The organism is Blastopirellula marina, from assembly GCF_002967715.1.
Taxonomy (GTDB): domain Bacteria; phylum Planctomycetota; class Planctomycetia; order Pirellulales; family Pirellulaceae; genus Bremerella; species Bremerella marina_B.
Genome location: NZ_PUIA01000085.1, coordinates 181688 through 193977 on the forward strand (window position 1 = coordinate 181688; position 12290 = coordinate 193977).

At 55.9% G+C, this 12290-nt stretch carries 11 protein-coding genes; all 11 read left to right on the plus strand.

Features of this window, described 5'->3' with window-relative positions:
• The first annotated feature begins 8 nt into the window (after window positions 1–8).
• The 11 genes from C5Y96_RS25655 (at window position 9) to C5Y96_RS25700 (ending at window position 11961) form a co-directional block, all read left to right on the plus strand.
• Window positions 9–395: a response regulator gene (locus tag C5Y96_RS25655; protein ID WP_105359362.1), complete on the plus strand. Its 387-nt coding sequence runs from the start codon at window positions 9–11 to the stop codon at window positions 393–395.
• A 24-nt stretch (window positions 396–419) separates the two neighbouring features.
• The gene (locus C5Y96_RS25660) at window positions 420–1772 is read left to right on the plus strand and encodes a sigma-54-dependent transcriptional regulator (RefSeq protein ID WP_105359364.1); all 1353 of its coding nucleotides are present in this window, start codon (window positions 420–422) and stop codon (window positions 1770–1772) included.
• Between the two features lie 350 nt (window positions 1773–2122).
• On the plus strand, window positions 2123–4456 hold the full coding sequence (gene ccoN, locus C5Y96_RS25665; RefSeq protein WP_105359366.1) for a cytochrome-c oxidase, cbb3-type subunit I: 2334 nt from the start codon (window positions 2123–2125) through the stop codon (window positions 4454–4456).
• An 11-nt stretch (window positions 4457–4467) separates the two neighbouring features.
• A complete protein-coding gene (locus tag C5Y96_RS27530) occupies window positions 4468–4638 on the plus strand; it encodes a hypothetical protein (protein WP_158261429.1) in 171 nt (56 codons plus the stop codon).
• Window positions 4638–5324: a cbb3-type cytochrome c oxidase N-terminal domain-containing protein gene (locus C5Y96_RS25670; protein ID WP_105359368.1), complete on the plus strand. Its 687-nt coding sequence runs from the start codon at window positions 4638–4640 to the stop codon at window positions 5322–5324. Before C5Y96_RS27530 ends, C5Y96_RS25670 begins: the two co-directional genes overlap by 1 nt.
• Entirely contained in the window at window positions 5317–6699 is a 1383-nt protein-coding gene (gene ccoG / locus C5Y96_RS25675; protein WP_105359370.1) for a cytochrome c oxidase accessory protein CcoG, read from the plus strand. Before C5Y96_RS25670 ends, ccoG begins: the two co-directional genes overlap by 8 nt.
• The gene (locus C5Y96_RS25680; protein WP_105359371.1) at window positions 6678–6923 is read left to right on the plus strand and encodes a FixH family protein; all 246 of its coding nucleotides are present in this window, start codon (window positions 6678–6680) and stop codon (window positions 6921–6923) included. The genes ccoG and C5Y96_RS25680 overlap by 22 nt, the downstream gene beginning before the upstream one ends.
• A gap of 2 nt (window positions 6924–6925) precedes the next feature.
• A complete protein-coding gene (locus tag C5Y96_RS25685; protein WP_105359373.1) occupies window positions 6926–7711 on the plus strand; it encodes a sulfite exporter TauE/SafE family protein in 786 nt (261 codons plus the stop codon).
• A gap of 1 nt (window position 7712) precedes the next feature.
• Complete coding sequence (locus tag C5Y96_RS25690; RefSeq protein ID WP_158261430.1) at window positions 7713–10202, plus strand: heavy metal translocating P-type ATPase; 2490 nt, start codon at window positions 7713–7715, stop codon at window positions 10200–10202.
• Window positions 10199–10354, plus strand: coding sequence for a cbb3-type cytochrome oxidase assembly protein CcoS (gene ccoS, locus C5Y96_RS25695; RefSeq protein WP_105359377.1), 156 nt, complete (start codon window positions 10199–10201; stop codon window positions 10352–10354). The genes C5Y96_RS25690 and ccoS overlap by 4 nt, the downstream gene beginning before the upstream one ends.
• 341 nt (window positions 10355–10695) lie before the next feature.
• Entirely contained in the window at window positions 10696–11961 is a 1266-nt protein-coding gene (locus tag C5Y96_RS25700; RefSeq protein ID WP_105359483.1) for a twin-arginine translocation signal domain-containing protein, read from the plus strand.
• Window positions 11962–12290: the final 329 nt, after the last annotated feature.

The window sequence follows — 12290 nt, forward strand, 5'->3', positions numbered from 1 at the left end:
GGTACGCAGTGAGAATCATCGTAGCCGACGACGAACAAGATATGCGGGATTACTTTTCCAAGATCTTGCCCCACTTGGGGCACGAGGTCTTGGCAGTAGCCGCGGATGGAAAAACGCTCGTCGAGTCGTGCCGAAAGTCCTCGCCTGACTTGATTATTACGGATATGATGATGCCGGAACTGAACGGCGATATCGCTTTGCAGGAAATCTGGCAACAACAGGCCGTTCCTGCGATCATCATATCGGCGTATCAGTGCCCCCAGTGGCTCGAAAATGGCACGGGAAACCCAGTGGTTCGTTATCTCAACAAGCCTATCAATCGCTCCCAGCTGCAAGCCGCTTTGCAAACGTTCGAGGATGGCCATTCCGATGGAGGTCATCCTGGCCCCAAGTAGTTGAAACGGCGATTACCTGCATCCATGACGGCACCACAACCGCAAGCCCCCCTCGACCTGCTCTTGGTCGATGACGATCCGTCCCTTCTGGAAGACATTCAGACCTACTTCACGCGGCTGAATTACCGGGTGAAGTCTGCAGTCAACGCGGCCGATGCGGTGGCCTTGATGAAGCAGCACGCATTCCAGGTGGCCGTGTTCGATATGCACTTGCCCGATATGACCGGACTGGATCTCGTCAAGCAATCTAGCGAGGTAGATAGTGATTGCGAGATCATTATTCTGACCGGAGAAGGCTCGATTGAAACGGCCGTCGAGGCGATGAAACTTGGCACGATCGACTATCTGACGAAGCCGGTGCGGCTGAAGGAACTGGAAGCGGTCGTACGGCGCGCCGGAGAGACACACCTGCTGCGAAAACAGAACCAGCAGCTCAAGGGTTTGATTCGCCAGCAGCAATCGAAATCCTCGGAAATTGTCGGCCAGTGCGAACCAATGCAGGCCGTATTCCGCTTGATCGAAAGGGTAGGTCCGACCGACCGCACGGTACTCATCCAAGGGGAAAGCGGCACCGGTAAAGAACTGGTTGCACAAGCGATTCATCGGGCCAGCAGCGTGTCGGAATTTCCGCTGATTACGGTCAACTGCGCGGCTCTGCCCGAGCAACTTCTCGAGAGCGAAATGTTTGGCCACGAGAAGGGTGCGTTTACCGGGGCAACCAACGCCAAGCAGGGGCTATTTGAAGTTGCCGACGGAGGAACGCTATTCATCGACGAGATCGGCGAACTGGCGTTACCACTGCAAGCCAAGCTGCTGCGCGTGCTGGAAGATGGCTCGTTTCGCCGCGTCGGATCGATCCAGCAGCGGCGGGCCAACGTACGAATTATTGCCGCGACCAATCGCGATCTGGTCGAAGCCATCCAGCGGGGAGAATTTCGCGAAGATCTTTACTATCGCTTGAATGTCATCACGATTTCGCTCCCGCCGCTACGCGATCGAGGCAAGGACCTGGAACTGCTGGTGCACAAGCTGGCCGGGCCCGAGTGGCAGTTGGAACCAGGCCTGATTGAGCGAATCGCGCGATACCGCTGGCCCGGCAATGTTCGGCAACTTCGTAACGCGGTAGAACGCGCCAAGATCCTGGCCGATGGCCAACTGATCGAGCTATTGAACTTCCCAGATGAAGTCGTCGCGGCGGGCAGAAACCCGGTCTCGGATGGGGCCAATTCGACGGACCTGGGGAACCTGACGCGGCAGCACATCGAGCAGGTTTATCACGACTACGAAGGCAACAAAACCAAGGCCGCCCAGGCCCTGGGAGTCAGCCGGCGAACGCTATATCGTTTACTCGAAAAGTACGATATTGACGATTCCTGAGGCGCGCCAAATCGCACGCTATTGTGCGAGACTGTCACGCCCTGCTCCCAGGAAATCAAGGCATCGTTTGCCGCTTCGGATTCCCTTCCCAAATATTTCTGTGGTTCGCCTGCGGGTTCCCGCTGACCGTGCTGCCGTAAGCGTCCTTTTCGATCTTCTTACCGGCATACTATGCCCGGTTCTCGGGGCTGTAGCGGCACTTGCGTCTTATTTCCTGCCATATGTAGCAGCATTCTCTCCCGGTTTTTCTCGTTTGCGACATTCTGTCGCACGACTCTGGCACACCGCTTGCCAAAGCGAGTGTGCGACGGGAATTCAAATTCACTAGCAATAGTTTTACGAGATAACTGATGAGTGCTTCGGGCAACGTGCACGGTGATTCGACCGACTACATCAAGAATCTACCTCTAGAGAACGATCGTGGTAACGGTCACTTGGAAACGTATTCCTACGACGACCGAATTACCCGTCAGTTCATGACCGCGACCGTGATCTGGGGCATGGTCGCCTTTCTGGTCGGACTGATCGTCGCCCTGGAGCTGGTGCTACCGTCCCTGTCGATGGGGATCGAGTTTCTCAGCTTCGGGCGACTACGTCCGCTGCACACCAATGCGGCCATCTTCGCATTCGCAGGCAACTCGATCTTCGCTGCCATTTATTACTCGACGCAGCGGCTGCTCAAGACTCGTATGTGGTCTGATACGCTAAGCCAGCTTCACTTCTGGGGGTGGCAACTCATCATTGTGTGTGCCGCGATAACGCTTCCCCTGGGCATTACGCAAAGTAAAGAGTACGCCGAACTGGAATGGCCGATCGACCTGCTGATTGCCGTGGTGTGGGCCGGTTTCTTTGGGGTGAACTTCTTCATGACCTTGATCAAACGGCGAGAACGTCATATCTACGTCGCGATCTGGTTTTACATTGCGACGATCATCACCGTCGCTTTGCTGCACATCTTCAATAACCTGGTGGTCCCCACCGGGCTGTTCAAGAGCTATCCGATTTATGCTGGTGTTCAAGATGCGTTTATGCAGTGGTGGTACGGGCACAATGCCGTGGCATTCTTCTTGACGACCCCGTTTCTGGGCCTGATGTATTACTTTTTGCCCAAAGCGGCCAACCGGCCGGTGTTCTCGTACAAGCTGAGTATCCTCCACTTCTGGTCGCTGGTCTTCATTTACATTTGGGCTGGCCCGCATCACTTGCACTACACGGCCATTCCGGAGTGGGCATCGTCGTTAGGGATGATCTTTTCGATCATGCTGTGGATGCCTTCGTGGGGCGGTATGATCAATGGCCTGCTCACGCTACGTGGGGCCTGGCGAAAGGTGACCGAAGACCCGGTGCTGAAGTTCTTCGTGGTGGGGATCACATTCTACGGGATGTCTACCTTTGAAGGCCCGATGCTTTCGGTCAAGGCGGTGAACTCGCTCTCGCACTACACCGACTGGACGATCGCCCACGTGCATAGCGGGGCATTGGGTTGGAATGGGTTCATGACGTTCGGCATGATCTATTGGCTGCTGCCGCGAGTTTTCCAAACCGAACTGTACAGCAAGAAGCTGGCCGAATGGCACTTCTGGCTGGGGCTGATCGGGATTCTGCTATATATCGTTCCGATCTACGGCGTGGGCGTGTACCAGGGTCTGCTCTGGTTCGCGATCAACGACATGGGGAACTTGTCGTATCCAAACTTTATCGAGACAACCGTCAACCTCGCACCGTTCTATTGGATTCGTGTCCTTGGGGGTGCCTGCTTCATCAGCGGTGGCGTGATGCTTTCGATCAACGTCTACCGAACATGGTGTGCTCGGCCGGCGGTTTACGAAGAACCTCAATACCAGGCCGCCCCTCTGCGTACCGATTACGTCGACCCGCCTTTGGAACCATCGAACCTGCAACAGGTGCTCGAGGTTGCCAAGAAGCTGGACGTCTTCACCAAGCTGGGATGGCACCGTCGGTGGGAACGCAAGCCGATTATCTTCAGTATTTTTGTGGCCCTGGCCGTCATTGCCGCGTCGCTTTTTGAAATCATTCCGACGTTCCTGATTCGCTCGAACATCCCCACGATTGCGTCGGTACAGCCGTACACGCCGCTGGAACTGGCCGGACGCGATATCTATGTCGGCGAAGGTTGCTACAACTGCCACTCGCAGATGATTCGCCCGATCGTGGCCGAAACGAAGCGTTACGGCGAGTACTCGAAGCCAGGCGAGTTTGTCTACGACCATCCATTCCAGTGGGGCTCGCGTCGTATCGGCCCAGACCTCGCTCGCGAAGGGGGACGACAGTCGCATGTTTGGCATCTCCTCCACTTCCGCAATCCTAGCGAGTTTGTGAAGGGTTCGATCATGCCGAGTTATCCGCATTTTGAAACGCAGGACCTGAACTTCAATACGATCCCTGAGCGCGTTCAGGCCGCTGCCTATCTGGGTGCTCCGTATAGTGAAGAAGAACTGACCAACTCGATCGATCTGGCCAAGGCCCAGGCCCAGCAGATCGCCGATGAAATCGTGCAACAAAATGGTCCTGCCGGATTGGAATCGAAGAAGGTCGTGGCCTTGATTGCTTACCTCCAACGTTTGGGGACCGACTTGTTCAAAACGCCCCCCACTTCCGAAGAAGAATCGAACGAAAAGGCAGCACCTGAAACCGAAGCAGAGGTCGCTCTGAGCAGCGAATAAGGATACCAAGCATGATTCGCGAACTACTCAACAGTGTGGAGTACGGCTGGATTGCCTCGGCGGCGTTGGTGCTGTTCTTCGGCGTCTTCGTGGCAGTCACTATCCGTACGATGTTAACCGACAAAAAGACAACCGATTACCAGGCAGATATTCCTCTAAACGACGGCCAGCGGAGAAATTGATGAGCACGAATACGGAAACGAAGACCGCTGCTGACGATGGGGGCATTCCCAGCGATCCTCTCACCGATCACTCGTACGACGGCATCCAGGAGTTCGACAACCCGATGCCTGGTTGGTGGAAGATGCTGTTTTTGCTGTCGATCCTGTACTCGATTGGCTACTGGGTCTACTACGAAAACGGGATCACTCCGAATCGCTCGATCATCGCGGCTTACGACCGCGCACTGGCAGCCAACTTGCAGCAGCAGTTCGCCGAAATTGGCGACTTGCAGCCCACTCGAGAAATCATCTTGAAGTTCGCCGACGACCCCAAATGGCTGAAGGTCGGCGAGGTGGCCTTTCAAACGAACTGCACCAGTTGCCACGGTACCAAGGCCGAAGGACGCGTTGGTCCTAATTTGACCGACGAGAAATGGAAAAACGTCAAGAAGGTAGAAGATATCGCCAAGGTGATCAACCACGGAGCGGCCGGCAATGCGATGCCTGCGTGGCAAAACAAATTGCACCCCAACGAAGTGGTTCTGTTGTCATCGTACCTGCTTTCGCTGAAGGGCTCGATCCCGTCAGGGGCAGGCATGAAATCGATCCCAGGCGAGATCCACGAGATTTCCGACCTAACGGCTGCCCCCGCGACCGAAGAGGCCCCAGCCGATACCACCACCAAACCGGCAGAAGCAAATGAGTGACGAGTTTTTAACTCCCGATGAGCATGTACTTTCGACGTTAGAATCGGACGGTTCGCGGCGGTGGCTCTTTCCGCGCTTATCGCGCGGTCACTACTGGTATCTTCGCCGCATTGTGGGTTTCGCGCTGATCGCGATCTTTGTAGGCTTGCCTCACCTTTACATCAATGGCAAACCGAGCATCCTGCTCGATATCACCCAGCGCGAGTTCACGATCTTCGGCTATACCTTTTTGCCGACCGATACGTTGCTGCTGGCGTTGTTGATGATTGGCATCTTCTTGACCATCTTTCTGCTGACGGCACTGCTGGGGCGAGTCTGGTGTGGGTGGGCTTGTCCGCAGACGGTTTATCTCGAATTCGTTTATCGCCCTATCGAACGATTCTTCCTCGGCACCAGTGGGCGTGGTGGTGTCCCCAACAGCAAGGTGCCTGGGTATCGCCGCGCGGCTTTGTACGGGGTGTATCTCCTCCTCTCGATGGGGCTGGCCCATACGTTCCTGGCGTACTTTGTGGGGGTCGAACGACTGAGCCAATGGGTTCGACAGTCCCCTTTCGAGCACCCCGGCCCGTTCCTGGTGATGGCCCTGACCACCGGGCTGATGATGTTCGACTTTGTCTTTTTCCGCGAACAGCTTTGCCTGATTGCCTGTCCTTACGGTCGCTTTCAATCGGTTCTGCTCGACCGCAACTCGCTGATCGTGGCCTACGATACGATCCGCGGTGAGCCACGCGGCAAGCGAAAACACGAACTGCCGATCATCTCGGAACAACAAGGAGACTGCATCGATTGTGGTTTGTGCGTGCGAACCTGTCCGACCGGCATCGACATCCGCGACGGCCTGCAGATGGAATGTGTTCACTGCACGCAGTGTATCGATGCCTGCGACGAAATCATGACCAAGATCGATCGCCCCACAGGGCTGATCCGCTATTCCAGCCAGGAAGCGATCGAAGGGGGAAAGCAAAAGTTCCTGCGTCCCCGCGTGATCGTCTACCCAGCCCTGCTGACCATTGTGATTGCCATCATGGTCGTCACCTTTGCCAATAAGAAGTCGTTTGACGTGACGCTCATCCGCGGCGTGGGGATTCCTTTCTCGATCGCCCAGGATGGCCACGTGGAAAATGCCTTGCAACTGAAGATCGTGAACCGCCTGGAAGCGACCGACGAGCTAAACGTTACTATCGAACCAGAGACGCTGAAGCTGGATATTGCCGAGAAAGTCATCCTCGACCCGAAGGCCACCAAGACCGTTCCGATTGTCGTGGTTGCCAATCGATCTGACTTCCAGGGAGGTAAGATCCGTGCCACGATTCAAATCCAAAGCACCCAATCCAACAACGTACGGAGAGTCGAATGTCAAATCTTCGGACCTTAGAAACACCCCCTACTGTTGAGACGGCAGTCGCCGAACTGAACGCCAAGTGGATTTGGGGAGGCGTCATCATTGGATTGCTGACAATGCAGATCGTGATGTGCGTTGTGGCCGCCATCCTGGCCGTGCAGTCCGAGGCGACCAATATCCTGCCCGACTATTACCAGAACGCGGTGCATTACGACGACACGACGCACGCTCCGCCACACTTAACCAGCCCAGAATAACCATGGAAGCAGTTTCGATCGGCCTGATTATTCTCACCGCGAGCCTCGCCGGCAGTGGACACTGCGTTGGTATGTGCGGACCTTTCGCGATACTTGCCGGTCAGTCCCAGTCGCCAAGCCTTTTGGGACGAACGCTGGCCGTGGGAAATTATCACGTCGGGCGACTACTGACCTATCTGCTGCTGGGTCTCATCGCAGGCAGTGCCGGTTCATTGGTCGATGTGGGGGGCAGCGCGATGGGCCTGCAACGGCTGGCGGCCTGGTTCACCGGTTCGATCATGATCGCCTATGGGGTGTTTGCGATTTTGAGGTTTTCCCGCCTCGGTTCGTTGCACTTCGCGTTGCCGGAAAAAGTGGGCAACCTGGTTCAGAAAGCATTTCGCTGGACGGGACATTTGTCTGGGAATACGCGTGCATTAGCGATTGGCGGCATCACCGCGTGGCTTCCTTGCGGGTGGTTGTATGCATTCGTGCTGATTGCTTTAGGCACGTCCAGTCCCTGGTCGGGTCTTCTGGTCATGCTGATCTTCTGGCTCGGAACGATCCCACTGCTTTCGGTTTTCGTCTTCGGAATTCAGAAGCTCTCGCAGCCATGGAAGAAATGGTTGCCCATGGCAACCGCCGTGCTGCTGATTGTCAGTGGGGTGTTCACGTTGTCGGTTCGTGCCCAAGCGGTGTTCGATTCGCTGGATGTCAATATCTCGCAGTCGCAAACAACCCGCGAAGCCATCCAGCAGGCCAGCACCACGCCCCTGCCCTGCTGCCACTGCGAGACATCGTGCGAGTAGAATGATCGTCAAATCAACGGCAATCCGATCAGCGAAGACAGATGTCGAGTGCACGCACTGCGGCTTGCCGGTACCGTCGCATTTGATCGCCGAAGAAGCCGAGAACCAATTCTGCTGCCACGGTTGCGCGACGGCTTACCGGATTCTGCAAGAGTTCGACGGATACGACCCCGAGTTTCTGCAGCAAACGCGCAGCGCTGCCAGAAAGCAAACGGCTGCTCAGAGTTACGAGCACCTCGATCATCCCGCTTATCAGCAGAAATACGTCCACGAAGTTTCGCCTGGCATTTCCCGGACGAAATTCCTGCTCGGCGGCGTTCACTGTGCGAGTTGCCTGTTCGTGATCGAGAAGCTCCCCGAGTTCTTGCCTGGGGTCGTTACGACGCGGATGAACCTGACGGCCATGACCGTTACCGTTGAGTGGCATACAGCCTCGACACAACTATCGGAAATCGCTGACACGCTCGATCGACTAGGGTACCCGCCGTTTCCTCCCTTGGCCGACAAGCGAGAGCAACTCGAACAGGTCGAATCGCATCGGCAACTCATTCGCCTGGCGGTTGCTGGTGCCTGTGCCGGCAATACGATGCTGGTCGCCGTCGCGTTGTATTTCGGCTGGTTTTCCGGAATGAGTGCCGAGTTCCTGCATCTGTTTCGCTGGACCAGTGCAGGGCTTGCAATGGTTTGCCTGGTCTGGCCTGGCTCGGTCTTCTTCCGCGGGGCCTGGCAGGCAATCCGGACGCGTACATCGCATATGGACCTGCCGGTTGCACTTGGACTATCGGCCGGAGCAGCCATGGGAATCGCCAATACGATTCTGCAGCGCGGCGAGATTTACTTCGACTCGTTAACCGTTTTGGTCTTTCTGCTGCTGGTTGGACGGTACATCCAATATGGTCAGCAGCGGCAGGCGATTCGGCAGGTATCTCTGCTTCATGCAATGTTGCCACGCGCGGTATCTCGTCTGGTTCGGCCAGTGCCAGATGCAGATACCGAATCGGTACCAATTGAAGCCATTCAACCGGGGGATTGGATTCATGTTCGGGCTGGGGACGTGATACCCGTCGATGGGAATCTCGTTCGTGGATCCACCCTGGTTGATCTTTCGATCCTCACCGGCGAATCGCGTGGCATCGAAGTCCAGCAGGGGGAAGCCGTTTATAGCGGCAGCACGAACATCAGCAGTTCAATCATTATCGAAACGACGCTCGTCGGAACCGATACCCGTATTGGCAAGATTTGCGAACTCGTCGATGAAGAGATTCGCAGCCGCACGCCGATCGTGCAATTCGCCAATCGCATCGGGAACTATTTCGTGGGGATCGTGCTGATCCTGGCCGTCATCACGGTGGCCATCTGGATGTCGTCAGGCCTGGAAGTCGCAATCAACCATGCGATGGCCCTGCTGATTGTGGCCTGTCCGTGTGCGCTTGGACTGGCGACCCCTTTCTCGGTAGCGTTTGCCCAAGGAAGAGCTGCGGCGCGGGGAATCCTGGTAAAGTCAGGCGAGGTATTTGAATCGCTGGCACGCCCAGGCATGATCTGGCTCGACAAAACAGGCACGATCACCGAAGGTCGCATGCGACTGATCGAGTATATCGGAGATCACGACATTCAGCCGGTGATTGAACTGCTGGAACGTCAAACGGTGCACCCGATCGCATCCGCACTGATCAGCAGCCTGAACGTTGCCGAGGCTGCTCGTTTACCCCAATCGGCATTGAGTCAGTTCGTCGTGCTTCCTGGCATCGGGATTCAAGCCGAGGTCAATGGTCAGATCATTCAAGTCGGCTCGGATAAGCTTCTCGCAGAGTCGTCGACCCGCATCAGCGATAACCTGCGTACTGCCGTAAACAACTTTCATCATCGAGGGCTGACGACCGTATTGGTGGTGCAAAACGACCAGGTCGTCGCGGTGGCAGCGATGGGAGACCAGATTCGCTCGGACGCGAAAACCACCATCAACGAACTTGTCCGTTTAGGTTGGGAAGTGGGTATTCTTTCCGGCGATCACCAGGAGGTCGCCTCACAAGTCGGGCAAGAGATTGGTATCAAGCCACAGCATATCCAGGGACATCTGACACCTGAACAGAAACTGGCCGTTGTACAGCACTGGGGCACATCGCGAACCGTGGTAATGGTTGGCGACGGCGTGAACGACAGTGCGGCACTCGCGGCGGCATCGGTTGGCATTGCAGTGAAAGGTGGTGCCGAGGCGAGCTTGAAAGCGGCCAATGTCTATCTGACCCGCGATGGAGTTCAGTCGATTTTGGAGGCCATCACTGGCTCGAAGCAGACCCTGAGGACAATTCACGCCACATTTGCCATTTCACTTTGTTACAACGCATTTGCCGTACTGCTGGCGATGGCAGGCGTGATCAATCCGATCCTGGCCGCGATCTTGATGCCGATCAGTTCCCTTTCTGTCCTGGCCGTGGCCGCTTCCAACAGGGCATTCCGAAACACACCTAGCCAACAGGCCCAACCATGAGCGTCATCTACATTGCCTTGCCAATCGCGCTATTCATGGCCGCGCTGGCGGTTACCGGGTTTGTGTGGTCGGTCCGTGAAGGACAACTCGACGATCTGCAAACCCCAGCCATTCGCGTCCTGGAAGAAGACAAAGTCAAGCCGAAGCGGTAGGTAAGCGCCTCAAACATCGTCGGCCAGCATCGTCGGCCAGCATCATCGGCCAGCATCATCGGCCAGCATCATCGGCCAGCATCATCGGCCAGCATCATCGGTCAGCATCATCGGTCAGCATCATCGGTCAGCATCATCGGTCACTGCAAAACGAATCGCTGCCTGAGCGAATCGAGGGAAAAGGTGCCCGATCTGCCAAGACGTTGTATTACGGGAAGAGCTATTCTCCTGTTTAGAACTTTCTTATCTGTTGAGGTCACTTTCCTCGCGGAAGCGCGCCCTCGTCGTACACGAGTTCCTCGCCAAGCACCCCGCCTCCCTCCATCTTGATTGGTTTCACCATGCATCCCCTGAACCTATCTCGCCGAGACGTTCTCAAAACCAGTTTAGCTGCCGGAACGGCATTCGCCTTTTGGCCGCTGGGCAGCACGTTGGGGGCAACCTCTTTTCAAAGCGACTTGCCGGTCGAAGTGGTAACCAAGGGCCCCAGGCATCATTGGTTTGGGTACTACGACAAACTCCAGTTCGATCCAACTGGGCGCTACCTGTTGAGCATGGAGATCGACTTTGAACATCGCAAACCGACACCAGAAGACGAAATCGGCTTGGGAGTGATCGACCTGCAAGAGGGGAACAAGTGGACCGAACTGGGCAGGACCACGGCTTGGGGCTGGCAGCAAGGATGTATGCTGCAATGGATACCAGGCACCGAAACGAAAGTCATCTGGAACGTGCGTCACCCAGACCGCTATGGAGCACGTATCCTCGACATTGCCACTGGCGAGACCTTAGAGGTCGACCAACCGGTGTACGCACTAAGCCCCGATGGCAAATCGGCGGTCACGGCTGACTTCCGCCGGATCAATGACGTCCGCCCTGGTTACGGTTACGTTGGATTGCCTGATCCGCACGTCGATGACAATGCTCCGGCGAACTCTGGTATTTTCCACGTCGACCTCGTCACGGGAAAATCCAAGCTGATCATTTCCCTGGCAGAAATCGTCAAGCATGGTGAAGTTCCGTGGGATGGCCCGAACGTCAAGCACTACGTAAACCATTTGCTGGTCAATCCGAACGGTACGCGATTCGAATTCCTGCACCGAAGCCGGCTGACCGATGGGAAGCGGAAGACGCGGATGCTGACCGCGAACCTCGATGGCAGCAACATGCGGGTTTTGGACGCCAACGGCATGACGTCGCATTTCATCTGGCGCGATCCCAAGCACATCCTGGCCTGGAGCAATCAACCTTCCCATGGCAACGCGTTCTACGTTTTCAGCGATGAGTCCCAACCAAAGATCGAGGCCATCGGCACCGAGGTAATGAAGCGTGACGGGCACTGCACCTACTTGCCCAATCGCGATTGGATCGTGAATGATACGTACCCCGATGCCCAGCGGTATCAAACGGTTTACCTGTATCACGTACCGACTGGCAAACGGATTGATGTCGCCAAGTTCCAGGCCCCCAAGGTCTACACCGGCGAATGGCGCTGTGATACACACCCGCGACATAGCCCCGACGGACGCTACCTGGTCGTCGATGCTCCCTTTGAAAACCAAGGACGCCAACTGCACGTGGTCGATATTTCGTCGATCGTTGGCTAAGCAGAAGAACTCAGCAATCTGCCCACAAAGAAGACTGGGCCGCCAACGAAAAAACACCGAGAGCAGTCACTCTCGGTGTTTTTTCGTTAACTCGATTGTCGGCGGATATTCCGCTGCAAAGAAAGGCTCCCCCGGCAGGACCCTCTTCGTGAATGTTCTCTGTATTGGATTTAGCGCTATCCGATTGAGGGGAAGGGGTTTAAAGATTCCGCGTTTCTTTCGGTCTACCCTTGCGCGAAGCGAACTCTTTCCTGAATTGCCGAGGGTTTGGCCAATCGCACTTCGACTTCATCGTCCGTGAATATGTCGAGCACTACCACGAAGAACGC